Origin of the sequence: Streptomyces sp. URMC 127, from assembly GCF_051386535.1 — a bacterium.
Classification (GTDB): Bacteria; Actinomycetota; Actinomycetes; order Streptomycetales; family Streptomycetaceae; genus Streptomyces.
Window position 1 is genome coordinate 42,128 of the sequence record NZ_JBPQTW010000005.1, and the last position, 23,276, is coordinate 65,403.

Sequence of the window (23,276 nt, forward strand, 5' to 3'; positions counted from 1 at the left end):
ACAGGGCAACTGACCTGGTCTTCTTCTCGTCCCTACAGAAAACGAGGGGGACGAGATGACGAAGCAGGCCGGCCGCTCCCTGGCGGCCAGGGTGCGCGCGTGGCGCCCCGGGAAGAAGACGGCGATACGGGTCGCGGTGGCGCTCGTCCTGGTGGTGCTGGTGCCCGTCGTCGCCGCGGGCAGCGCCCTGCGGGCCTCGTACGCCGGGACGCCCGCGGCCGACGCCGTCACCCGCGGCCGGGACGCCGTCTGGCTCGGCCACGCGTGGCTCGACGGCCGGCGCGGGCCCGCGGACATCGCCGAGCTCAAGCGCAACGTCGCCGGCACCGGCATGCGCGACCTGTACATTCACGCCGGGCCGCTGGAGCACGACGGCACCCTGCCCGCCACCGCCTATCCGGACGCCCGCCGGATGATCGGCGTCCTGCACCGCGAACTGCCCGGCGTGCGCATCCAGGCCTGGCTGGGCGACAAGCTGGTGCGCCCCGGCGAGGGCCGCAACGGCCTGCGCCTGGACGACCCGCGCGCCCGCGCCGCGGTCGTCACAAGCGCGCGGCAGGTCATGCGGGCGGGCTTCGAAGGCGTCCACCTCGACGTCGAGCCGGTCCGCACCGGCGACCGCGACTTCCTCGCCCTGCTGGACGCCCTGCACCCGGCGGTGCGTGACGCCGGGGGAGTGCTCTCGGTCGCCGCCCAGCAGATCGACCCGGTGCCCGCGATGCACGCCGCCGCGCGCCTGGCCGGCAGTCCCAAGTGGTGGACACAGCGCTACTTCGCCCAAGTCGCGCGCCGCACCGACCAGATCGCGGTCATGTCGTACGACACGGCGCTGCCGGTCGAGAGCCTCTACGGCGGCTACGTCGCCCGGCAGACCGAGCTCGCCCTGCAGGTCACGCCCGCCGGCACCGACCTGCTGATGGGCCTGCCCTTCTACCACACCGACGACTTGGGCCACCACGGTCACGCCGAGACGGCCGCGGCGGCCGTCCGCGGCGCCCGGCTCGGCCTGTCCCGGGAGGACCGGGGCCGGCAGCGGTTCGGGCTGGCGCTCTACGTGGACTTCGCCGCCACCGAGGACGACTGGCGTGCCTACCGGAACGGCTGGGGGGCAAGGGGCTGAGGAAGAGCCCGTACAGGGGCTGCGACCGGGCAGCAGGGAAGTCGTAGTCTTGGGGTCGCACAACAGAGCAGCAGAAAAATCCGCAAGGAACAGCAACCGGAGCCGCCGCAGGGGGCCCGGTCGGAAGGAGGCGCTGGGTGATCGAGCTTGAGGGGGTACCCGAGCTGATCGACCCGGTCATGATCTGTGCCTTCGAGGGCTGGAACGACGCGGGGGACGCCGCCTCCAGCGCGGTCGCGCACCTGGACCGGGAGTGGAAGGGCGAGGTCTTCGGCGCGCTCGACGCCGAGGACTACTACGACTTCCAGGTCAACCGCCCCACGGTCTGGCTCGACGGCGGGGTCCGCAAGGTCACGTGGCCGACGACCAGGCTGTCCGTCGTGCGCACCGGCGGCGACGGCAAGGGCGCGTCCCGCGACCTCGTGCTGGTGCGCGGCATCGAGCCGAGCATGCGCTGGCGCTCGTTCTGCAACGAGATCCTGGGCTTCGCCCACGAGCTCGGCGTGGAGCTGGTGGTCGTCCTGGGCTCGCTGCTGGGGGACACCCCGCACACCCGGCCCGTTCCGGTCAGCGGCGTCACCTCCGACCCCGACCTCGCGCGGACCATGGATCTGGAGGAGTCCCGCTACGAGGGCCCGACCGGGATCGTCGGCATCCTCCAGGAGGCCTGCACCCACGCGGGCGTCCCGGCGGTGAGCCTGTGGGCCGCCGTCCCGCACTACGTCTCCCAGCCGCCGAACCCGAAGGCCACCCTGGCGCTCCTGAACCGCCTGGAGGACCTGATCGACCTGCGCATCCCGCTCGGCGAGCTGCCGGAGGACGCGCGGGCCTGGCAGCTGGGCGTCGACCAGCTGGCGGCCGAGGACAGCGAGGTCGCCGAGTACGTGCAGTCCCTGGAGGAGGCGCGCGACACCGCCGACCTGCCGGAGGCCTCCGGCGAGGCCATCGCCCGCGAGTTCGAGCGCTATCTGCGCCGCCGCGACCCGCAGCCCGGCGACGGCTCGTACCTGCGCGACACCACCAGCGGGCGCACCCGCCCGCAGCGCCCGGCGAAGGACGAGGCGGCGCCGTCCGAGGAGGAGCCCGAGGGGCCCGAGGACGAGGCCCGGGGCCGCGCGAACCGGCCTTCTCGTCCCCTCAGGAGGTGTGCCCGGATGACCAGCAGCATCCCCGTTGCCCCGCCCCGTGCGGCCGCCGGCTCCGCCCTGCAGGCGGTCCTGCTCGACATGGACGGCACCCTCGTCGACACGGAGGGGTTCTGGTGGGAGGTGGAGGTCGCCGTCTTCGCCGAGCTGGGTCACCAGCTGCTGGAGGAGTACCGCGAGGTCGTGGTGGGCGGCCCGATGGCGCGCAGCGCCTCCTTCCTCATCCGGGCCACGGGCGCGAAGATCGCCCTGACCGAGCTCACCGTCCTGCTCAACACGCGCTTCTCCGAGATGATCGGGCGCGGGGTGCCGCTGATGCCGGGCGCCCGCAGACTGCTCGCCGAGCTCGCCGCCCACAAGATCCCCACCGCCCTGGTCTCGGCCTCGCACCGCGAGATCATCGACCGCGTCCTGGTCTCCCTGGGCCCGGAGAACTTCGCGCTGACCGTCGCGGGCGACGAGATCGAGCGCACCAAGCCGCACCCCGACCCGTATCTGCTGGCTGCCGCGCGGCTCGGCGCGGAGCCGGGCCGGTGCGCGGTCATCGAGGACACCCTGACCGGGGTGCGGGCCGCGGAGGCGGCCGGCTGCCGGGTGGTGGCGGTGCCGTCGGTCGGGGAGATCCCGCCGGCCGCCGGGCGGACCGTCGTGAGCTCCCTCGAGGAAGTGGATCTCGGTTTTCTCCGGGGCCTGATCACGGGAATGCACTCTCCCGTTCACTGAGCGTGCCCCGCGGAAAGTTCAAGGAACTCTGGGCGCCGGAACGAGTGTTTTCCGTGACGAATGCGGTGACTTAATTCCCGCGGCCGCGGGAAAGTCGCCCGAGTGACCTTCGTCACCGCCCGCGGCGGCGTTGCGTGCGGAAATGATCACCGGACGGCACGTCCTCGCGGGTTGAAGCGCACCCTTGTGTCCCGATTGATGATCGAGTGCGGGATTCGTTCCGGTGTCCGCATATCGGGGAAACCCGCCGCTGTTATCGCCGCGTGATATCGCGTCAACTTCTCCGTGTTCCGGTGGCACCGGCACCCGGCACTAATCTTTTCGCGAGAACTTCACGGCTTGCCCGTGGGCCCGCGCACCGCTCGCCGGTAGGGTCCCGGGGACCGATCGCATCACAGGGAGAACCCCGCACAATGAACCGCAAGACGTTGGTGCTGCCGACCGTGGCAGCCCTGCTGGCCCCCGTGCTCGTCGCCTGCGGCGGGAGCGACGGAGCCGGCAAGGGCGGCGGCGCCATCGTCATCGGCACGACCGACCGGTTCGAGGAGACGACGGACGCCCCCGCGCCGTTCGACCCCGCCGCCGCGTACGACATCGGCGCCTGGAACGTCCTGCACAGCACCTTCCAGACGCTGCTGCGGCTGCCGCGCTCCGGCACCACGCCCGTGCCCGACGCCGCCTCCAAGTGCACCTGGGGCGACCGCAAGAACGAGCAGTTCCGCTGCACCCTGCGCAGCGGCCTGAAGTTCTCCAACGGCCACGCGCTGACCGCCGAGGACGTCAAGTTCTCCGTCGAGCGCGCCCGCGCCATCAACTTCGAGAACGGCCCGGTCTCGCTGCTCAGCAACATCGACCGGGTGGAGACGCCCGGCGAGCTGGAGGTCGTCTTCCAGCTGAAGACGCCCGACGCGACCTTCCCGCAGAAGATCGCCACCCCGGCCGCCGCGATCGTCGACGCCGAGTCCTACGACAAGAACAAGCTCGGCAACGGCTTCAACGTCGTCGGCTCCGGCCCGTACACGCTGCAGACCGAGGAGAAGGACGGCCGCGTCGTCAAGGCCGTGCTCAACCGCAACAAGAGCTACCAGGGCGCCGTCCAGCCGCAGAACGACAAGGTCGAGATGCGCTTCTACGACGACTCCCCGTCGATGGAGAAGGCCCTGAAGTCGGGCGACATCGACATCATGAACCGCACCCTGTCCCCGGAGCAGATCGGCCGGCTGCGCGGGGAGGCGGGCAAGGACATCAAGCTGCTCGAGGCCCCCGGCCAGGAGATCAGCTACCTCGCCTTCAACACCGACGACCCGACGGTGAAGAACAAGGCCGTCCGCCAGGCCATGGCCCAGGTCGTCGACCGCGCGGCGCTGGCCCGCGACTCCTACGACCGCACCAACGACCCGCTGTACTCGCTGGTGCCCATGGGCATCACCGGTCACCAGAACTCGTTCTCCAACAAGTACGGCGACCCCAGCGCGGAGAAGGCCCGCTCCATCCTCCGCGCCGGCAACGTCAGCACCCCCGTGCCGCTCACCCTCACCTACACCACCGACCACTACGGTGAGGCGACCGAGAAGTCCTTCAAGACCCTGCAGAAGCAGCTGAACGACAGCGGCCTGTTCAGCGTCAAGCTCCAGGGCAAGGAGTGGTCCGAGTTCCGGCCCGAGGCCGCCGCGGGCAAGTACGCCGTCTACGGCATGGGCTGGTTCCCCGACTTCCCGGACCCCGACAACTTCGTCGCCCCGTTCGTCGGCAAGGACAACTTCCTCCGCTCGCCGTACCGCAACAACAAGATCAGCAACGAGCTGATCCCCGACTCCCGCGAGGCCGCGCAGCGCGAGGCGGCGGCCAAGTACTTCCAGCAGGCCCAGGACATCGTCGCCGACGAGGTGCCGGTGCTGCCGCTGTGGCAGGGCAAGCAGTACGTGGCGGCCCGGGAGAACATCACCGGTGCCGAGTGGGCGCTCAACTCCGCCTCCGAGATGCAGCCGTGGGAACTCGCCCGCGGCGTGTGAGGCCGGCGAACCCGTCGGACCGGCCCGCCGGCGACGTGTTCGCGATGTGTTCAGAGACGAACAAGAAACTGTGAGGAACGTGCACGTGAGGAAACGTGACCAGTGGCTTGCCGCCCCGCTCGGTGCGGGGCTCGCCGCCGCCCTGCTCACCGGGTGCGGTTCGGAAGACGGCGACGCGGGCGGCACCGGTGAGTCCGTGGTCATGGGGATGTCCGACGAGGTCGTGTCCACCGACCCGGCATCCGGCTACGACCCGGGCTCCTGGATCCTGTTCAACAACGTCTTCCAGTCGCTGATGAGCTTCCCCAAGGGGAGCACCATCCCTCAGCCGGACGCCGCCGACAAGTGCAGCTTCAAGGACGAGAGCAGCACCGTCTACCAGTGCACCCTCAAGGAGGGGCTGAAGTTCAGCAACGGCCACGACCTCACCTCCGAGGACGTCGCCCACTCCTTCAACCGCACCCTGAAGATCAACGACAAGAAGGGTCCCGCATCGGCCCTGCTGTCCACGATCAAGAACATCAGGACGCCGGACAAGCTGAACGTCGTCTTCGAGCTCAAGCGCTCCGACGCCACCTTCCCGCAGAAGATCGCCTCGGGCGCCGGCTCGATCGTGGACCACCAGGAGTACCCCGCGGACAAGCTCCGCACCGACGGCAAGGCCATCGGCTCCGGTGTCTACAAGCTGGACTCGTACGACGAGAAGCAGGCCAAGTTCTCCGTCAACAAGGACTACAAGGGCGCGGCGGTCGTCCAGAACCGCGGCGTCACCATGAAGTTCTTCCACGGCGAGCAGGCCGCGCTGAAGGACGCCCTCCAGAAGGGCGACGTCGACCTCGCCTACCGTGGCCTCGCCATGAAGGACATCGCCGACTTCGACTCCGCGGCCGGCAAGCACAACCTCAAGGTCGTCGAGGGCACCAGCGCCGAGGTCCAGCACCTGGTGTTCAACACCAAGGACCCGGTCGTCGGCAAGGTCGGCGTCCGCAAGGCCATCGCCTACCTGATCGACCGCAGCGCCCTCGTCCGCGACGTCTACAAGCGCACCGCCGAACCGCTGTACTCGATCGTCCCCAGCGGCATCACCGGGCACAAGACCTCGTTCTACGACACCTACGGCGACCGGCCGCAGCCCGACAAGGCCGCCGCCGCCCTGAACTCCGCCGGCATCAAGGACAAGGTCAAGCTCACCCTGTGGGCCACCCCCGTCCGCTACGGCCCCGGCACCGTCCCGGAGTTCCAGGAGATCGCCAAGCAGCTCAACAAGAGCGGCCTCTTCGAGGCGGACGTGAAGTCCGTCCCGCTCAACGAGTACGAGCAGGGCATCGCCGCCGGCAAGTACGGCGTCTACGTGAAGGGCTGGGTCCCCGACTACCCGGACCCGGACAACTTCACCGCGCCCTTCTTCGGCGACGACAACGTGGTCTCCAACAACTACGAGTCCAAGGAGATCGCCGGCCGGCTCCTGGCCACCGCCGCCAACGGCAGCCGCCCCTCCACCGTCGGCGACTACGCCAAGGTGCAGAACACCGTCGCCCAGGACGTGCCGCTGCTCCCGCTCTGGCAGGGCAAGCAGTACGCCGTGGCCAACGAGCGCGTCTCCGGCCTGCAGTGGACCCTCGACGCCTCCACCGTCTTCCGCTTCTGGGAGATCAGCAAGAGCGCCAAGGGCTGACCGGCCCACCACGCGCAAGTGCCCTCCCCCGGGACTCCGGGGGAGGGCACCGTGCTTCCGGCTCTTGGTGCTCGCCGCACCCGCGAGCCGGGTGCGGCTACTGCGCGCCCGGCCGCACCAGCCCGCTCTCGTACGCGTAGACCGCCGCCTGGACGCGGTCCCGCAGCCCGAGCTTCGTCAGGACGTGCCCCACGTGCGTCTTCACCGTCGTCTCGCTGACGAACAGGTCCGCCGCGATCTCCGCGTTCGACAGCCCGCGCGCCACCAGCTTCAGCACCTCGACCTCGCGGTCGGTCAGCGTGTGCAGGGTGTCCGGCAGGGGCTCCTCGCCCGACGGCAGGTGGCCCGCGTACTTGTCCAGCAGGCGGCGCGTGATGCTCGGCGCGAGCATCGCCTCGCCGCCCGCGACCACCCGGATCGCCTGCACCAGCTCATGGGCCGGCGCGTCCTTCAGCAGGAAGCCGCTCGCACCCGCGCGCAGCGCCTCCACCACGTACTCGTCGAGGTCGAAGGTGGTCAGCACCAGCACCTTCGCCGGGCCGTTCCGGTCCGGGCCGGTGATCTGGCGCGTCGCCTCCACACCGTCCATCCGGGGCATCCGGATGTCCATCAGGACCACATCCGGCTGCAGGGCCCGCACCTGATCCAGCGCCTGCAGGCCGTCCCCCGCCTCGCCCACCACCGCGAGGTCCTGTTCCGCTTCGAGAATCATCCGGAAGCCGGTGCGCAGCAGCGGCTGGTCGTCGACCAGTAGGACGCGGATCGCCACAGGAACTCCTTCGTTAGACCGCGTCCATTCTGCCCTGAGCCGTCCCTCCGGCGGCCACCCGGCCGTCGCGCTGCGCCACGATCGGCAGCGGATACGGCGGGGGAGTGCCCCCGAACTCCGGACACACCGCCTGGTGATCGCACCAGCCGCACAGCTTCGTCGGCCGCGGCCGCCACTCGCCGGTCTCCGTGGCCAGCACGATCGCGTCCCACAGCGCCCGCAGCTTGCGCTCGACCGCCCGCAGCTCATCCTCCACCGGGTCGTACGTCAGCACGTCCCCGCTGCCCAGGTAGACCAGCTGGAGGCGGCGCGGCACCCTGCCCTTCAGCTTCCACAGCACCAGGGCGTAGAACGTCATCTGGAACAGCGCCTCGGAGCGGAACCGCGGGGCCGGGGCCTTGCCCGTCTTGTAGTCCACGATGCGCACGTCGCCCGACGGCGCCACGTCCACCCGGTCGATGAAGCCGCGCAGCAGCGGGCCCGACTCCAGCTCCGTCTCCACGTACAGCTCGCGCTCCGCGGGCTCCAGGCGCGTGGGGTCCTCCAGCGTGAACCAGCGCTCGACCAGCCGCTCCGCCTCGCCCAGCCACTTCGCCAGCAGCGCCGGGTCGTGCGCGCCGTCCTCGTCGTGGAACAGCTCGGCCAGCTCCGGGCGGGCGGCCAGCAGCCGCTCCCACTCGCCGGGCACCAGACCCGTGGCCCGCTGCGCCGTCCGCTCGGCCGCCGGAGCGTCGAAGAGCCGCTCCAGCACCGCGTGCACCACCGTGCCGCGGGTGGCCGCCGCGCTCGGCTTCTCCGGCAGCCGGTCGATCACCCGGAACCGGTACAGCAGCGGGCACTGCATGAAATCGCCCGCCCGCGACGGCGAGAGCGCCTTCGGCCGCCCCGGCCCCGTACCCGTCTCCGCAGGCCCGCGCCGCACGCCGGCCCCGGCCCGCCCCGCGGGGGCCCCACTGTCCATACCCATGACAGAAAACCCTAAGGCCCGCCACCGACAGCCGGCGTCATACCATCGACCACAGACCCCTTCGCACTGCGTGACCGGAGGACCACCGGGCACCTGCGAGGGCCGCATCCGACGAGGGGACACCGTGGAGAACAGCGGGCAGAGCAGGTCCGGCGACGGGGGCGCCGGAGACCGGCACGAGCCCGGGAAGCGGCCGCCCGGACGCCCCCGCGAGAGCGGCGGCGGCATCCTCATGGGCCGCCCCTTCGGCGTACCCGTCTACGTCGCCCCCAGCTGGTTCCTCGTCGCCGCCCTCATCACCTGGGTCTTCGGCGCCCAGCTCGACCGCGTGCTCCCCGAGCTCGGCCGCGCCCGCTACCTCGTCTCCCTCTTCTTCGCCGTCGCCTTCTACGCCTCCGTCCTCGTCCACGAGCTCGCCCACACTGTGGCCGCGCTCCGCTTCAAGCTCCCCGTGCGCCGCATCCAGCTCCAGTTCTTCGGCGGCGTCTCCGAGATCGAGAAGGAGACCGAGGCCCCCGGCCGCGAATTCGTCCTCGCCTTCGTCGGCCCCCTGCTCTCCCTCGTCCTCGCCGGCGTGTTCTACCTGGGCGTGCTCGCCGTCGAGCCCGGCACCGTGCCGGGCGTCCTGCTCGCCGGGCTGATGGTCTCCAACCTGCTCGTCGCCGCCTTCAACCTGCTCCCCGGCCTCCCGCTGGACGGCGGGCGCATGCTCCGCGCCGTCGTCTGGAAGATCAGCGGCAACCCCATGACCGGCACCGTCGTCGCCGCCTGGATCGGCCGCGCCCTCGCCGTCGCCGTCCTCGTCGGCCTGCCCCTGCTCACCCGCGGCCTCGGCGGCGGCTCCGGCGCGGACCTCGGCGGCTTCGACTCCCTCACCGACGCCCTGCTCGCGGCCATCCTCGCCGCCATCATCTGGACCGGCGCCGGCAACAGCCTGCGCATGGCCCGCCTCCGCGAACGCCTCCCCGGCCTGCGGGCCCGCACCCTCACCCGGCGCGCCGTCCCCGTCGAGGCGGCCACGCCGCTCTCCGAGGCCCTGCGCCGCGCCGCCGAGGCGGGCGCCCGCGCCCTGGTCGTCGTCGACGGCCAGGGCGCGCCCACCGGGCTCGTCCGCGAGGCGGCCGTCGTCGGCGTCCCCGAGCACCGCCGCCCCTGGGTCGCCGTGAGCACCCTCGCCCAGGACCTCAAGGACGGCATGCGGGTCTCCGCCGACCTCGCCGGAGAAGAGCTGCTGGACGTGCTGCGGGCCACACCGGCGACGGAATACCTCGTGGTCGAGGACGGCGGGGCGGTCTACGGCGTGCTGTCCGCGGCGGACGTGGAGCGCGCCTTCGTCGCGGCGATGGCCCGGACGGCGCCCTGACGCGGCGCACGGCGGCGCGGCAGCCCGCGGGACCCGCCCCACAGGTGGTCGGCGGCCCGCAGGGCACCCGGTAGGCTGGTCACATGTCCGAACCGACCGGTGCCGCCCGCCGTCGCGGGCCCTTCCAGGTCGGGGACCAGGTCCAGCTCACCGACCCCAAGGGACGCCACTACACGTTCACGCTCGAAGCCGGGAAGCAGTTCCACACCCACAAGGGTGCCTTCCCCCACGACGAGCTGATCGGCGCCCCCGAAGGCAGTGTTGTCCGTACCACGGGAAACGTCGCCTACCTCGCGCTGCGCCCCCTGCTCCCCGACTACGTCCTGTCCATGCCCCGCGGCGCCGCCGTGGTCTACCCCAAGGACGCGGGGCAGATCCTCGCCTTCGCCGACATCTTCCCCGGCGCGCGCGTCGTGGAGGCGGGCGTGGGCTCCGGCTCCCTGAGCAGCTTCCTGCTGCGCGCCATCGGTGACCAGGGCATGCTGCACTCCTACGAGCGCCGCGCGGACTTCGCCGAGATCGCCCAGGCCAACGTGGAGCGCTACTTCGGCGGCCCGCACCCCGCCTGGCAGCTCACCGTCGGCGACCTGCAGGACAACCTGTCCGACACCGACGTCGACCGCGTCATCCTCGACATGCTCGCCCCGTGGGAGTGCCTGGAGGCCGTCTCCAAGGCGCTCGTCCCCGGCGGCATCCTCTGCTGCTACGTGGCGACCACGACCCAGCTCGCCCGGACCGTCGAGTCCATCCGCGAGATCGGCTGCTTCGCCGAGCCGCAGCCGTGGGAGTCGATGATCCGCAACTGGCACGTCGAGGGCCTGGCCGTCCGGCCGGACCACCGCATGATCGGCCACACCGGCTTCCTGGTCACCGCCCGCCGCCTGGCGGACGGCGTCGAGCCGCCCATGCGCCGCCGCCGCCCCGCCAAGGGCGCCTACGGCGAGGACTACGAAGGCCCCAACAAGGGCTGACCCGGCTCATCGCGTGCCCGGCACGTGCACGCACGGCGCCGCCTCCGGCACCCCGCACCGCGGGGAACTCGGGGGCGGCGCCTCTTCGTTCGGCTCACCCGCTCGGCTCCGGTCCGCGGATTCCGGCGGCCCTCCACCGGCGTGCCCGCTGTTCACCGGTACGCGGTGGTGTGGCACGATGCTGATCAATTCAGCATCTCCCGCACCTCCCGCGTCCCCCGCCGTCACCGCCACAGGAGTCAGCGCGCGTGCAGCCACCGGCCGGCAGTCCTCGTCCAGAGCGTGCCCAGTCCGCCACTGAACCTGCTGGGGCCGCCGAGCCCCTCCCGCACGCCCTTCCCGGGCCCGTGCACTGGCTGGTCACGGCCGTGGCCCTGGCCGCCGTGATCGCCGCGGTCTGCCTCACCGGCCCCCGCGAGGACCCGGCTCCCGCCCCGGCCGTCGCCCCCGCCGCCGCCACGCGGGCCCCCGACCCGCTCGCCGCCCGCTACCCGCTGGACTGCGGCCCCGGCGGCGGGCCCGACGTCGTCCAGCAGATCACCTCGGACCTCGACCACGACGGCAGGCCGGAGACCGTGGCGGTCGTGCGCTGCCGCGCCGGCGGCGGCACCCCGCCCAGCGGCGTCTACCTCCTCGCCGAGCCCGCCGCGTACGGCGAGCCGCCGCGCGTCCTCGCGACGCTCGTCGACCCCGGGGAGAAGATGACCGTCACCGGCCTCGCCGTCACACAGGGCATCGTTTCGGCCACTCTGGTCGGCTACTCCTCCCCGAGCGTGCCGCGTTGCTGCCCGGACATGCAGCGGACCGTCGAATGGCACTGGAAGAACGGGAAGTTCGTCGTCCGGCCGCGGCCGGCGGCGGGGAGTGTGTGAACCGTCACTCGGCGTCAGGGCCGTAGATCTCCACCTTGTCCGAAATGCGCCGCACATGAATGCAGTCGCCCGGGCACTCCTTCGCGGAGTCCCGGACATCGGCGAGCAGGGGCAGCGGCACCGGCGTCGTCGCGCCCGGCTCCTGCAGCAGCTCGTCGTCGGCGCTCTTCACATAGGCCAGGCCGTCGATGTCCAGCTCGAAGACCTCAGGGGCGTACTGGGCGCAGATCCCGTCACCCGTGCACAGGTCCTGGTCGATCCAGACCTCCAGGGCCGCCTCCGCGGCGTCCGCGGGGCTCGTCGCCTCCGCGGTCACCTGAGCCCCGGCCGTGCCTGCGCGGTCCTCGTTCTGCACGGTCATCTCGCCCTGCCGTTCCCTACGTCCGTGAATCAATTGGAGCCAGCCCTGACGGGTGTTGACCGACTCGACGATACAACCGCCCGCTTTCCGATGTTGATGGGTGGGTATTCCCCTGCTGTGGGGACGTGCGCAAGGGTGAAGATCGGACACACTCCGACCGGGTTTGTGATCTAGGGGTTTCAACCTGCACCGGCCCAGGTAGGGTCAGGAAGCGTCCAGCTCCCCTTGGAGGAGGTGAGGACCGTGGCAGCCCACGACGACGACATGAACCGCGGCATCCGGCCGGGACGAGCGTCCGACGACCTCGCGAGCCAGGTTGCCTATTACGAGCAGGAGATCGCCGTCCTGCGACGCAAGCTCGCCGACTCTCCGCGTCACACGAGGATTCTCGAAGAGCGGATCGTCGAGCTCCAGACCAACCTGGCCGGGGTGTCCGCTCAGAACGAGCGGCTCGCCAACACCCTCCGCGAGGCGCGCGACCAGATCGTCGCGCTCAAGGAGGAGGTCGACCGGCTCGCACAGCCCCCCGCCGGCTTCGGGGTCTTCCTCAAGGCCAACGACGACGGCACGGCCGACATCTTCACCGGGGGCCGCAAGCTCCGGGTGAACGTCAGCCCCAGCGTCGAGCTCGACGACCTCAGGCGCGGCCAGGAGGTCATGCTCAACGAGGCGCTCAACGTGGTCGAGGCCATGGAGTTCGAACGGGCCGGGGACATCGTCACCCTCAAGGAGATCCTCGAGGACGGCGAGCGCGCCCTGGTCATCGGGCACACCGACGAGGAGCGGGTGGTGAGGCTCGCCGAGCCGCTGCTGGACACCACCATCCGCCCCGGAGACGCCCTGCTCCTGGAACCCCGTTCCGGCTACGTCTACGAGATCATCCCGAAGAGCGAGGTCGAGGAGCTCGTCCTCGAAGAGGTCCCGGACATCGACTACACCAAGATCGGCGGCCTGGGAAACCAGATCGAGCTGATCCGCGACGCGGTCGAGCTCCCCTACCTCTACCCCGACCTCTTCAAGGAGCACGAACTGCGGCCGCCGAAGGGCGTGCTGCTCTACGGCCCGCCCGGCTGCGGCAAGACGCTCATCGCCAAGGCCGTCGCCAACTCCCTTGCCAAGAAGGTCGCCGAGGTCACCGGCAAGCCCGCGGGGAAGAGCTTCTTCCTCAACATCAAGGGCCCCGAGCTCCTCAACAAGTACGTCGGGGAGACCGAGCGGCACATCCGGCTGATCTTCCAGCGCGCCCGGGAGAAGGCGAGCGAGGGCACCCCGGTCATCGTCTTCTTCGACGAGATGGACTCGCTCTTCCGCACCCGCGGCTCCGGCGTAAGCTCGGACGTCGAGAACACCATCGTCCCCCAGCTCCTCTCCGAGATCGATGGCGTGGAGGGCCTGGAGAACGTGATCGTGATCGGTGCCTCCAACCGGGAGGACATGATCGATCCGGCCATCCTGCGCCCCGGCCGCCTCGATGTGAAGATCAAAATCGAGCGCCCGGACGCGGAGGCCGCCAAGGACATCTTCTCGAAGTACCTGACCGAGACCCTGCCCATCCACGCGGACGACCTCGCCGAGCACGGCGGGGACTCCAAGGCCGCCGTGGCCGGCATGATCCAGTCGGTCGTCGAGCAGATGTACGCCGAGTCCGAGGAGAACCGCTTCCTCGAGGTCACCTACGCCAACGGCGACAAGGAAGTCCTCTACTTCAAGGACTTCAACTCCGGCGCCATGATCCAGAACATCGTGGACCGGGCGAAGAAGATGGCCATCAAGGCCTTCCTCGACCACAACCAGAAGGGCCTGCGCGTCTCCCACCTGCTCGCCGCCTGCGTCGACGAGTTCAAGGAGAACGAGGACCTGCCCAACACCACCAACCCGGACGACTGGGCCCGGATCTCCGGCAAGAAGGGCGAGCGGATCGTCTTCATCCGCACCCTGGTCACCGGGAAGCAGGGTGCCGACACCGGTCGCTCCATCGACACGGTGGCCAATACCGGCCAGTACCTCTAGCACCGTCGTCCGGCTGCGGATGTCCCGCCCCCGCTCAGGCGGGGGCACACCCCGGGACAACCGCGGCCGGACGCGTTTTTCCCGCCGCTTTCCTGTCGCTTTTCCGCCGCATATACGCCGCCTATCTGCCGCTTATCCGCCGCTTATCCGCCGTCCCGAGCGCTCTTCCGAAGGTTTCCCACCCGTTTTCCCGCCCGGATCGCGCCACGGGGAGCGTCCATGGCCCGGGTACGCCACGAAGCGGAGCAATGACTGTAATGATCTCCCCACCGCCGCAAAGCCGTTCTAGGCTCTTCGATACCGCCGCAGCGCGCGCCGGGGGACCAAGGGCCGGACACGGACCGGATGCGCAGCGGTACTTGAGCGCCGACCCCACCAGGGGGCGCCGCCGGGCAAGGAGGGCCGCATGACCGTACGGCGAGTAATGGGCATCGAGACGGAGTACGGGATCTCCGTCCCCGGTCACCCGAACGCCAATGCCATGCTCACCTCGTCCCAGATCGTCAACGCCTACGCCGCGGCGATGCACCGGGCGCGACGCGCCCGCTGGGACTTCGAGGAGGAGAACCCGCTGCGGGACGCCCGGGGCTTCGACCTCGCCCGCGAAGCCGCGGACTCCAGCCAGCTCACCGACGAGGACATCGGCCTCGCCAACGTCATCCTGACCAACGGCGCGCGACTCTACGTCGACCACGCCCACCCCGAGTACAGCTCCCCGGAGATCACCAATCCCCGCGACGCCGTCCTGTGGGACAAGGCCGGGGAGCGGATCATGGCCGAGGCCGCCGAGCGCGCCGCCCAGCTGCCCGGAGCCCAGCCGATCCACCTCTACAAGAACAACACCGACAACAAGGGCGCCTCCTACGGCACGCACGAGAACTACCTGATGAAGCGGGAGACCCCCTTCTCGGACATCGTGCGCCACCTGACGCCCTTCTTCGTCTCCCGCCAGGTCGTCACCGGCGCCGGCCGGGTCGGCATCGGGCAGGACGGTCACGAGCACGGCTTCCAGCTCAGCCAGCGCGCCGACTACTTCGAGGTCGAGGTGGGCCTGGAGACCACCCTCAAGCGGCCGATCATCAACACCCGCGACGAGCCGCACGCCGACGCCGAGAAGTACCGCCGGCTCCATGTGATCATCGGCGACGCCAACCTCTCGGAGATCTCCACCTACCTCAAGCTGGGCACCACCGCGCTGGTCCTGTCCATGATCGAGGACCGCTTCATCGTCTCCGACCTGGCCGTCGACCAGCCCGTCCGCACGCTCCACCAGATCAGCCACGACCCCGGGCTGCAGCGCCTCGTCACGCTGCGCAGCGGCCGCACGCTCACCGCCGTGCAGCTGCAGATGGAGTACTGCGAGCTGGCCCGCAAGTACGTCGAGAACCGCTTCGGCGCGGATGCGGACGAGCAGACCAAGGACGTCCTGGACCGCTGGGAGGACGTGCTGAACCGGCTGGAGCACGACCCGATGAGCCTGGCCGGCGAGCTGGACTGGGTGGCCAAGCGGGAGCTCCTGGAGGGCTACCGCCGCCGCGACGGCCTCGGCTGGGACGCGGCCCGCCTGCACCTGGTGGACCTGCAGTACGCGGACGTGCGGCCCGAGAAGGGGCTGTACAACCGTCTGGCGGCCCGCGGCCGGATGAAGCGGCTGCTGGCCGAGACCGAGGTCGAGCGCGCCCGCACGGTCCCGCCCGAGGACACCCGGGCCTACTTCCGCGGCCGCTGCCTGGAGCAGTACGCGGACGACGTCGCCGCGGCCTCCTGGGACTCGGTGATCTTCGACCTCCCGGGCCGTGACTCCCTGCAGCGGGTGCCCACCCTGGAGCCGCTGCGCGGCACGCGCAACCACGTCAAGGAGCTCCTGGACCGCTGCCGCACCGCGGAGGAGCTGGTCCGGGTGCTCTCCGGGGGCTGAGCAGGTCTGAGAGGAGGGCGTTCAGGGAATCATCACGGTGGTTCCGGGACGTTGTAGCAAGTGCGGGTCCGAGGCCGGACCCGGGTTATAGGGTCTGATCATGCAGGGCCGGCTACGGCCGAGTACGACTGTGCACGTCCGATCTTGTACGTCGAACCGAGCGGGGTGAGGGATATGGCGACCAAGGACACCGGCGGCGGTCAGCAGAAGGCCACGCGATCCACCGAGGACGTCGAGGAGCAGGCGCAGGACGCGCAGGTCTCGGAGGACCTCAAGGAACGGCAGGAGAAGCTGTCGGACGACGTCGACTCCGTGCTGGATGAGATCGACGACGTGCTCGAGGAGAACGCCGAGGACTTCGTTCGATCGTTTGTCCAAAAGGGCGGGGAGTAGGCGTCCGCCGCCTGTGGGTCACGATCATGGGACCGGTAAGGTCCCTGGCGTACTGCGCCCCGGTTCCGACGCGGCCCCGGGGTGGTTCAAGGATCGAGCGGACGTCATGGGGCGCGCCGCTGCATACGTGGAAGGAAACGTGTGGAAGCCAACACTCGTAGCACCGGGCGTCTGCCGGCTGCCTTCCTGACACCCGGTTCCTCGTCGTTCATGGACTTCCTCGCCGCGCACTCGCCGGAGCTGCTCCCGGGCAACCGGGCGCTGCCGCCGGTGCAGGGCGCGATCGAGATCCCCCATGGGACGACCATCGTCGCGGCCTCGTTCCCCGGCGGTGTGGTGCTGGCCGGTGACCGCCGGGCGACGATGGGCAACGTCATCGCCCAGCGGGACATCGAGAAGGTCTTCCCGGCCGACGAGTACTCGGCGGTCGGCATCGCCGGCACGGCCGGCCTGGCCGTGGAGATGGTCAAGCTCTTCCAGCTCGAGCTGGAGCACTTCGAGAAGGTCGAGGGGGTCCAGCTCTCGCTGGAGGGCAAGGCGAACCGGCTGTCGACGATGATCCGCAGCAACCTCGGCATGGCCATGCAGGGCCTGGCCGTGGTGCCGCTGTTCGCCGGCTGGGACGTGGACCGCCAGAAGGGGCGGATCTTCTCCTACGACGTGACCGGCGGGCGTTCCGAGGAGCACGGCTTCGCGGCCACGGGGTCGGGCTCGCTCTTCGCCCGGGGCTCGCTGAAGAAGCTCTACCGCGAGGATTTGACGGAGAGTCAGGCCGCCACGCTGGTCGTCCAGGCGCTCTACGACGCCGCCGACGACGACTCCGCGACCGGCGGGCCGGACCTCGCGCGGCGCATCTATCCGATCGTCACCGTCATCACCGACGAGGGATTCCGCAAGCTCACCGAGGCGCAGTGCTCCGAGATCGTCCGGGCGATCCACGAGCGGCGGCTCGAGGAGCCGGACGGCCCGCGGGCCGCCCTTCTCTAAAGGGCCCCGGCCATGAACCCCTCCATGACAGAAAGGGACGGATAACCGGTGTCGACGCCGTTCTACGTATCACCTCAGCAGGCCATGGCCGACCGCGCCGAGTACGCCCGCAAGGGCATCGCGCGCGGCCGCAGTGTCGTGGTGCTCCAGTACACCGATGGCGTTGTCTTCGTTGCCGAGAACCCGTCCCGGGCCCTGCACAAGGTCAGCGAAATCTATGACCGGATCGCGTTCGCCGCGGTCGGGAAGTACAACGAATTCGAAAATCTGCGGATCGGTGGCGTGCGCTACGCCGATCTGCGGGGTTACACCTATGACCGGGACGATGTCACGGCCCGTGGCCTGGCCAATGTCTATGCCCAGACGCTGGGCACGATCTTCTCCAGCGCCGGCGAGAAGCCGTACGAGGTGGAGCTGATCGTCGCCGAGGTCGGCGCCGGCCCCGAGGACGACCAGATTTACCGGCTGCCCCATGACGGCTCGATCGTGGATGAGCACGGTTCGGTCGCGGTCGGTGGCAATGCCGATCAGATCAGCAATTACCTCGACCAGCGGCACCGCGACGGCATGACGCTCTCCGAGGCGCTGAAGCTCGCCGTGGAGTCCCTCACCCGGGACAACAACGGCGGCGAGCGGACGCTGACCGCGGAGCAGCTGGAGGTCGCGGTCCTGGACCGTACGCGGCCGCAGCAGCGGAAGTTCAAGCGGCTGCTCGGCCGGCAGCTGTCGCGGCTGCTGGAGGAGGGCACGCCCGGCACCGCCGGCGAGCCGGCCGCCGAGCCGGAGGCCGCTGCGGAGGAGGGCGGAGAGGCTCCTTCCGAGAGCTGACCGCCCTGGTCTTCGCCGCCGCCGCGCGCCCCGCCGGGTTCTCCCGCCGGGGCGCGCGGCGTTCGCGTCCCTGCGTCCCCGGCGGTGCCGCCCCGGCGTGCCCGCTAGTCGCGGGCGTACGCCGTGGTGCCGCGGGTGACGAGCCGGACCGGGAGGGCCTCGGGGACGGGGGCCCGGCCGTCGAGGACGGCCACGAGGGCGCGCATCCCGGCCTCGCCGACCGCCTCGGCCGGCAGCTGGACGGTGGTGAGCTCGGGCTCGACGGCCGTGGCGAGGGCCAGGTCGGTGAAGCCGGTGACGGAGAGGTCGGCGGGCACGTGCAGGCCCAGCCTGCGGGCGGCCTTGCAGGCGCCCGCGGCGAGCACGTCGTCGTCGCAGATGATCGCGGTGGGGCGGTGGCCGGGCTCGGCGAGCGCCTTCTCGGTGGCGCGCAGCCCGTCGGCGACGGTGAGGGGCGCCCGCTCCGTACGCACCGAGACCCCGGCCGTCCCGCACAGGGCGTCGGTGAGGGCGCGGTCGCGGACCCGGAAGGTCCAGGTGTCGATCTCCGAGGCCAGGTGGAGGAAGCGCCGGTGGCCGAGGCCCAGCAGGTGCCCGGCGACCTGGCGCATGCCGTCGGCGATGTCGGGGTTGACGGTGGCGGAGGCGCCCTCGTGACCGGGGTCGCTGTCGAGCATGACGAGCGGGAGACCGCCGCCCCGGATGGTGCCGAGGGCCTCGGCGGCCATCGAGGAGGCCAGGACGCCGTCCAGGGTGGCGCTGGCGGAGGCGAACGGGTTGCGGGCGGGGCCGGTGCCCCCGGGGGAGAGGTAGAGGACGACGCCGAGGCCGTGCTCGCGGGCCACGCGGACGACGCCGGTGTGCACCCGGGCGAAGAACTCGTTGGTCAGCGCGGGCACGACCAGCAGGACCGTACGGGTGCGGCCGAGGCGCAGGTCGCGGGCGGCGAGGTTGGGGCGGTAGCCCAGGCTGCGGGCGGCGGAGCGGACGGCCTCGGCGGTGCGCTCGGAGACCCGACCGCGCCACTTCTCGCCCATGACGAGGGAGACCGTGGCCTGGGAGACGCCCGCGGCGCGGGCGACGTCGCGGCTGGTGGCGCGGGCCCCGGCGCGCGGGCCGCGGGCCGTCGGCCACCGCTCGGCGCGCCCCGGTGCGGTCTCTTCGCCGCTGGTCACTGTCGGTGCCTCCCCTGACTGCCGCAGCCTGCGGCGTTGGACCCGCGGGCTGCGGCCATGATACGTATGACGCTTCTAGTTATACGTAAAACCCGAGGCTCGGGGAAGAGAGGAAGTCACCGATGGCGGCCGGCTACGGCGAGATGCTCCGAACGCGGTACGCCGCGCGCCTGCTCACGGGCACGCTGGTGGGTCGCCTGCCGAACGCCACGGCCGCGCTCGCGATCCCGCTCTTCGTCCTCGCGGAGGGCGGCAGCTTCGCGTTCGCCGGAGCGCTGTCGGCCGTCTACGGCGTGGCGAACGCCGTCGGCCAGCCCCTGCTGGGCCGGGCCGTCGACCTGTACGGCCAGCCGCGCGTCATGCTGCCGTCGGCCCTGGTGGCCGCGCTCGGCATGGCGGTCTTCGCCGTCACCGGCCCCGAGCCGGCCTTCCTAGCGTACGCGGCCATGGTGGTGTCCGGGTTCTTCACCCCGCCGCTGGAGGGCGGCCTGCGGGCGCTGTGGCCCGCGGTCCTCAAGAGCGAGGAGCGCATCCACGCCGCGTACTCCCTGGACGCCGTCGCCCAGGAGCTGATGTACGTCGTCGGTCCGCTGATCATCTCGGGCATGGTCGCCCTGTGGTCCCCGGCCGCCGCACTGTTCGTGATCAACGGCCTCGGCGCCCTCGGCGCGCTCGCCGTCGTCACCTCCCGGCCCTCGCGGGAGTGGCGCAGCGCGCCGCGCGAGGCGCACTGGCTGGGCGCGCTGCGCTCGCCCGGGCTGCGCGTCGTCCTCGGCACCTTCTTCTTCATCGGCACCGCGCTGGGCTCGATCGCCGTGGCGGCGATCGCCTACGGCAAGGACGCCGGCAACGACGGCATCTCCGGGTACATCCTCTCGGCGATCGGCGTGGGCGCCCTCATCGGCGGCACGGTCTACGGTCACCGCCAGTGGCCGGGCACGCCGGAGCAGCGCCTGCGGCTCCTCGTGGCCGGGCTCGCGGTCTGCTACCTGCCGCTGCTGGCGGTCCCGGGCACCGTGATGATGACGGTGCTCGCCGGTGTGGCCGGCCTCTTCCTCGCGCCCTGTCTGGCCTGTGCCTTCGTCGTCGTGGACCGGCACGCGCCGCGCGGTACCGTCACGGAGGCCTTCTCCTGGCTCGTGACCTCCTTCGGCGTGGGCGCCGCCATCGGCTCCGGCGTGGTCGGCCCGGCGGTCCAGAACGGCGGTGCGCGGGCGGGGTACCTGGTCGCCGTGGGCGGCGGTGCCGCGGCGCTGGTCGTCATGCTGGCGGCCCGCCGGTGGCTGCGGGCTCCCGCGACCCCGTCGACCGTCGTGGCCCGGTCTGAGGACGAGCCCGCCGCGGCCCGGTCGGAGGACGAGCTCCTCGTCGCGCGGTCGGAAAATGATCGGAACGGTGCGGTCGAACCCGGTTTCAGCGCAGGGCATCAGGCGTAATGTTCAGGCATGGACCGCCGCATTTTCGGGCTGGAGAACGAGTACGGCGTCACGTGCACCTTCAGGGGACAGCGCCGGCTGTCGCCTGACGAAGTGGCGCGCTACCTCTTCCGCCGTGTCGTTTCCTGGGGCCGCAGCAGCAATGTCTTCCTGCGCAACGGAGCGCGTCTCTACCTGGACGTGGGCTCGCACCCGGAATACGCAACGCCGGAGTGCGACAGCGTGATCGAGCTGGTCACCCACGACAAGGCGGGCGAGCGCATTCTCGAAGGCCTGCTCGTCGATGCCGAACGGCGCCTGCACGAGGAGGGGATCGCGGGCGACGTCTACCTCTTCAAGAACAACACCGACTCCGCCGGGAACTCCTACGGCTGCCACGAGAACTACCTCGTCGCGCGGCACGGGGAGTTCTCGCGTCTTGCGGACATCCTCATCCCGTTCCTGGTGACGCGGCAGCTGCTGTGCGGGGCCGGCAAGGTCCTGCAGACCCCGCGGGGCGCGGTGTACTGCGTCAGCCAGCGCGCGGAGCACATCTGGGAGGGCGTCAGCTCGGCGACCACCCGTTCCCGCCCGATCATCAACACCCGGGACGAGCCGCACGCCGACGCCGAGCGCTACCGCCGGCTGCACGTCATCGTCGGGGACTCCAACATGTCCGAGACGACGATGCTGCTGAAGGTCGGCGCGACGGACCTGGTGCTGCGCATGATCGAGGCGGGCACGGTCATGCGCGACCTGACCCTGGAGAATCCGATCCGGGCGATCCGCGAGGTGAGCCACGACATCACGGGCCGGCGGAAGGTCCGGCTCGCGAGCGGGCGCGAGGCCTCCGCCCTGGAGGTCCAGCAGGAGTACTACGAGAAGGCCGTGGACTTCTGCGAGCGCCGCGGCATCCGCACGGGCACGGTGGACCGGGTCCTGGAGCTGTGGGGCCGCACCCTGGAGGCCGTCCGGGACGAGGACCTGGACCGCATCTCCACGGAGATCGACTGGGTGATGAAGTACCAGCTCATCGAGCAGTACCGCGCGAAGAACAACATCACGATGTCCCACCCGAGGGTGGCGCAGATAGACCTCGCGTACCACGACATCCACCGCCGCCGCGGGCTGTACTACCTGCTGGAGAAGCGCGGCAAGGCGGCCCGCGTGTGCAACGACATCAAGATCTTCGAGGGCAAGTCCGTGCCGCCGCAGACCACCCGCGCCCGGCTCCGGGGCGACTTCATCCGGCGCGCGCAGGAACAGCGGCGCGACTTCACGGTCGACTGGGTGCACCTGAAGCTCAATGACCAGGCGCAGCGGACGGTGCTGTGCAAGGACCCGTTCCGGTCGGTGGACGACCGGGTGGAGAAGCTGATCGCCGGGATGTGAGCCGGCGGGACGGGCGGCGGGGTGCACCGGGCGGCGCGGGCCCGGTGCACCGTCGTGTCGGGCGGGGTTGATCGCACAGGTTCAGGCCGTAGAGTGGCGGGCACTGCTCAGCCGCCCCCCTAGCCCGAGTTGGACTGATGAACCTCACGAAGAACACGCGTCGCCTGGCCGCGGCGCTTGCCGTGCCTGCCCTGCTGTTCTCCGCCGCCGCGTGCGGCGGTGACGACAAGGGCTCGTCCGAGGCGAAGGTCTCGGTGAAGGGCGACTTCGGACAGAAGCCCGAGATCTCCGTGGAGAAGGGCTCGAAGGCGGGTGACGAGCTCAGCGTCAAGACGCTGTCGGAGGGCAAGGGCGACAAGGTCGAGAAGGGCACGTTCGTGCGGCTCGACTTCGCCGTGCAGAGCATGAAGGACGACAAGCCGCTGGGCGGTTCCTGGTCGAGCCAGGGGCAGATCCCGGGCAACAAGGACGTGCGCCGCCAGGACGTCTTCGCGGCCGGCCAGCCGGGCCAGCAGGTGCCCGCGAAGGTGGCGGACGCCGTGATCGGCCAGCGGGCCGGCAGCCGCGTCGAGGTCGTGGGCACGGTCAAGGACACCATCGGCGAGCAGGTCAACCCGCAGCTCGGCCTGGCCCCGGAGGACGGCCTGGTGTGGGTCGTGGACGTGGCCGGCGGTCAGAAGGTGGACCCGAAGAGCGAGGTCAAGGGCGACCAGGCGAAGCCGGACGAGGGCATGCCCGAGGTGAAGGTGGTGCCGCAGAAGGCCGCGGAGATCACCATTCCCAAGGACGCGAAGGCGCCGTCGGAGCTCAAGGAGCAGGTGCTGATCAAGGGCTCCGGTCCGGAGATCAAGGCCGGTGAGGGGCTGATCGCCCAGTACACCGGCGTGAAGTGGGAGGACGGCAAGAAGTTCGACTCCTCCTGGGACCACTCGGGTGCGACGAGCTTCCAGATCGGCACCGGCTCGGTCGTCCAGGGCTGGGACAAGGGCCTGGTCGGCAAGCACGTCGGCGACCGCGTCGAGCTGGTGATCCCGCCGAAGCTGGGCTACGAGGGCCAGGCCGGCAGCGGCCTGGACAAGAACACCCTGGTATTCGTCGTGGACATCGTGGGCAAGGTCTGACCTGCGACCGGTATCTGCCAGACTTGCACGGTTGTCTACAAGATTCGTTCGTAGGAGCA

19 protein-coding genes and 1 pseudogene are annotated in these 23,276 nt (G+C 70.8%); 16 read left to right on the top strand and 4 right to left on the bottom strand.

Features of this window, described 5'->3' with window-relative positions:
* The first annotated feature begins 55 nt into the window (after nt 1–55).
* From ACSNOH_RS02740 to ACSNOH_RS02760, 5 genes and pseudogenes are all read left to right on the top strand, one after another.
* A complete protein-coding gene (locus tag ACSNOH_RS02740; protein ID WP_436719529.1) occupies nt 56–1,120 on the top strand; it encodes a hypothetical protein in 1,065 nt (354 codons plus the stop codon).
* A gap of 137 nt (nt 1,121–1,257) precedes the next feature.
* Nucleotides 1,258–2,199: pseudogene (locus tag ACSNOH_RS02745) on the top strand (PAC2 family protein); the annotation flags it as partial.
* 147 nt (nt 2,200–2,346) lie between these two features.
* A complete protein-coding gene (locus ACSNOH_RS02750) occupies nt 2,347–2,988 on the top strand; it encodes an HAD family hydrolase (RefSeq protein ID WP_436719582.1) in 642 nt (213 codons plus the stop codon).
* Nucleotides 2,989–3,401: 413 nt separating this feature from the next.
* Nucleotides 3,402–5,000, top strand: a complete 1,599-nt coding sequence (locus ACSNOH_RS02755; protein WP_436719530.1) for an ABC transporter substrate-binding protein — start codon at nt 3,402–3,404, stop codon at nt 4,998–5,000.
* Nucleotides 5,001–5,085: 85 nt separating this feature from the next.
* Nucleotides 5,086–6,675: an ABC transporter substrate-binding protein gene (locus ACSNOH_RS02760; protein WP_436719531.1), complete on the top strand. Its 1,590-nt coding sequence runs from the start codon at nt 5,086–5,088 to the stop codon at nt 6,673–6,675.
* A gap of 97 nt (nt 6,676–6,772) precedes the next feature.
* On the opposite strand, the gene ACSNOH_RS02765 is transcribed toward ACSNOH_RS02760, so the two are convergent.
* Together ACSNOH_RS02765 and ACSNOH_RS02770 are read right to left on the bottom strand one after the other, a co-directional pair.
* Nucleotides 6,773–7,444 (bottom strand): response regulator, encoded by a 672-nt coding sequence (locus ACSNOH_RS02765; protein WP_391835365.1) that lies wholly within the window; start codon nt 7,442–7,444, stop codon nt 6,773–6,775.
* A gap of 13 nt (nt 7,445–7,457) precedes the next feature.
* Nucleotides 7,458–8,405: a RecB family exonuclease gene (locus ACSNOH_RS02770; protein WP_436719532.1), complete on the bottom strand. Its 948-nt coding sequence runs from the start codon at nt 8,403–8,405 to the stop codon at nt 7,458–7,460.
* On the opposite strand from ACSNOH_RS02770, the gene ACSNOH_RS02775 reads away from it, so the two are divergent.
* The 3 genes from ACSNOH_RS02775 (at nt 8,287) to ACSNOH_RS02785 (ending at nt 11,617) form a co-directional block, all read left to right on the top strand.
* Complete coding sequence (locus ACSNOH_RS02775; RefSeq protein ID WP_436719533.1) at nt 8,287–9,774, top strand: site-2 protease family protein; 1,488 nt, start codon at nt 8,287–8,289, stop codon at nt 9,772–9,774. The two genes, ACSNOH_RS02770 and ACSNOH_RS02775, sit on opposite strands and share 119 nt — an antisense overlap.
* Before the next feature lie 83 nt (nt 9,775–9,857).
* Nucleotides 9,858–10,745 carry a tRNA (adenine-N1)-methyltransferase gene (locus tag ACSNOH_RS02780; RefSeq protein ID WP_106677765.1) on the top strand — a complete coding sequence of 296 codons (888 nt, stop codon included), beginning with the start codon at nt 9,858–9,860 and terminating at the stop codon, nt 10,743–10,745.
* A gap of 347 nt (nt 10,746–11,092) precedes the next feature.
* Nucleotides 11,093–11,617 carry a hypothetical protein gene (locus ACSNOH_RS02785; RefSeq protein ID WP_436719534.1) on the top strand — a complete coding sequence of 175 codons (525 nt, stop codon included), beginning with the start codon at nt 11,093–11,095 and terminating at the stop codon, nt 11,615–11,617.
* 4 nt (nt 11,618–11,621) lie between these two features.
* On the opposite strand, the gene ACSNOH_RS02790 is transcribed toward ACSNOH_RS02785, so the two are convergent.
* On the bottom strand, nt 11,622–11,978 hold the full coding sequence (locus tag ACSNOH_RS02790) for a ferredoxin (RefSeq protein WP_436719535.1): 357 nt from the start codon (nt 11,976–11,978) through the stop codon (nt 11,622–11,624).
* Nucleotides 11,979–12,221: 243 nt separating this feature from the next.
* Between ACSNOH_RS02790 and arc the strand changes: the two genes are divergently transcribed.
* The 5 genes from arc to prcA all read left to right on the top strand — a co-directional run bounded on the left by arc (nt 12,222) and on the right by prcA (nt 18,114).
* Nucleotides 12,222–13,988 carry a proteasome ATPase gene (gene arc, locus ACSNOH_RS02795; protein WP_436719536.1) on the top strand — a complete coding sequence of 589 codons (1,767 nt, stop codon included), beginning with the start codon at nt 12,222–12,224 and terminating at the stop codon, nt 13,986–13,988.
* 406 nt (nt 13,989–14,394) lie between these two features.
* The gene (dop, locus tag ACSNOH_RS02800; RefSeq protein ID WP_436719537.1) at nt 14,395–15,906 is read left to right on the top strand and encodes a depupylase/deamidase Dop; all 1,512 of its coding nucleotides are present in this window, start codon (nt 14,395–14,397) and stop codon (nt 15,904–15,906) included.
* A gap of 174 nt (nt 15,907–16,080) precedes the next feature.
* Entirely contained in the window at nt 16,081–16,299 is a 219-nt protein-coding gene (locus tag ACSNOH_RS02805; protein ID WP_058045164.1) for a ubiquitin-like protein Pup, read from the top strand.
* A gap of 141 nt (nt 16,300–16,440) precedes the next feature.
* Complete coding sequence (prcB, locus tag ACSNOH_RS02810) at nt 16,441–17,286, top strand: proteasome subunit beta (protein ID WP_436719538.1); 846 nt, start codon at nt 16,441–16,443, stop codon at nt 17,284–17,286.
* A gap of 48 nt (nt 17,287–17,334) precedes the next feature.
* Nucleotides 17,335–18,114, top strand: a complete 780-nt coding sequence (gene prcA, locus ACSNOH_RS02815) for a proteasome subunit alpha (RefSeq protein WP_436719539.1) — start codon at nt 17,335–17,337, stop codon at nt 18,112–18,114.
* A 104-nt stretch (nt 18,115–18,218) separates the two neighbouring features.
* On the opposite strand, the gene ACSNOH_RS02820 is transcribed toward prcA, so the two are convergent.
* Nucleotides 18,219–19,289, bottom strand: coding sequence for a LacI family DNA-binding transcriptional regulator (locus ACSNOH_RS02820; protein ID WP_436719540.1), 1,071 nt, complete (start codon nt 19,287–19,289; stop codon nt 18,219–18,221).
* A gap of 122 nt (nt 19,290–19,411) precedes the next feature.
* Here ACSNOH_RS02820 and ACSNOH_RS02825 point away from each other — a divergent pair, with 122 nt between their 5' ends.
* The 3 genes from ACSNOH_RS02825 to ACSNOH_RS02835 all read left to right on the top strand — a co-directional run bounded on the left by ACSNOH_RS02825 (nt 19,412) and on the right by ACSNOH_RS02835 (nt 23,217).
* Nucleotides 19,412–20,725: an MFS transporter gene (locus ACSNOH_RS02825; RefSeq protein WP_436719541.1), complete on the top strand. Its 1,314-nt coding sequence runs from the start codon at nt 19,412–19,414 to the stop codon at nt 20,723–20,725.
* Between the two features lie 9 nt (nt 20,726–20,734).
* Nucleotides 20,735–22,096, top strand: coding sequence for a Pup--protein ligase (gene pafA, locus ACSNOH_RS02830; protein WP_436719542.1), 1,362 nt, complete (start codon nt 20,735–20,737; stop codon nt 22,094–22,096).
* A gap of 137 nt (nt 22,097–22,233) precedes the next feature.
* The gene (locus ACSNOH_RS02835; RefSeq protein WP_436719543.1) at nt 22,234–23,217 is read left to right on the top strand and encodes an FKBP-type peptidyl-prolyl cis-trans isomerase; all 984 of its coding nucleotides are present in this window, start codon (nt 22,234–22,236) and stop codon (nt 23,215–23,217) included.
* Nucleotides 23,218–23,276 lie beyond the last annotated feature (59 nt).

What these genes read in the sequence shown, in the direction of transcription:
- ACSNOH_RS02755 (WP_436719530.1), top strand. Translation starts at nt 3,402, where the DNA reads ATGAACCGCAAGACGTTGGTGCTGCCGACCGTGGCAGCCCTGCTGGCC.
- ACSNOH_RS02805 (WP_058045164.1), top strand. Translation starts at nt 16,081, where the DNA reads ATGGCGACCAAGGACACCGGCGGCGGTCAGCAGAAGGCCACGCGATCC.
- ACSNOH_RS02825 (WP_436719541.1), top strand. Translation starts at nt 19,412, where the DNA reads ATGGCGGCCGGCTACGGCGAGATGCTCCGAACGCGGTACGCCGCGCGC.
- ACSNOH_RS02740 (WP_436719529.1), top strand. Translation starts at nt 56, where the DNA reads ATGACGAAGCAGGCCGGCCGCTCCCTGGCGGCCAGGGTGCGCGCGTGG.
- ACSNOH_RS02770 (WP_436719532.1), bottom strand. Translation starts at nt 8,405, where the DNA reads ATGGACAGTGGGGCCCCCGCGGGGCGGGCCGGGGCCGGCGTGCGGCGC.
- ACSNOH_RS02750 (WP_436719582.1), top strand. Translation starts at nt 2,347, where the DNA reads ATGGACGGCACCCTCGTCGACACGGAGGGGTTCTGGTGGGAGGTGGAG.
- ACSNOH_RS02835 (WP_436719543.1), top strand. Translation starts at nt 22,234, where the DNA reads ATGAACCTCACGAAGAACACGCGTCGCCTGGCCGCGGCGCTTGCCGTG.
- ACSNOH_RS02780 (WP_106677765.1), top strand. Translation starts at nt 9,858, where the DNA reads ATGTCCGAACCGACCGGTGCCGCCCGCCGTCGCGGGCCCTTCCAGGTC.
- dop (WP_436719537.1), top strand. Translation starts at nt 14,395, where the DNA reads ATGACCGTACGGCGAGTAATGGGCATCGAGACGGAGTACGGGATCTCC.
- ACSNOH_RS02790 (WP_436719535.1), bottom strand. Translation starts at nt 11,978, where the DNA reads ATGACCGTGCAGAACGAGGACCGCGCAGGCACGGCCGGGGCTCAGGTG.
- ACSNOH_RS02775 (WP_436719533.1), top strand. Translation starts at nt 8,287, where the DNA reads ATGAAATCGCCCGCCCGCGACGGCGAGAGCGCCTTCGGCCGCCCCGGC.
- pafA (WP_436719542.1), top strand. Translation starts at nt 20,735, where the DNA reads ATGGACCGCCGCATTTTCGGGCTGGAGAACGAGTACGGCGTCACGTGC.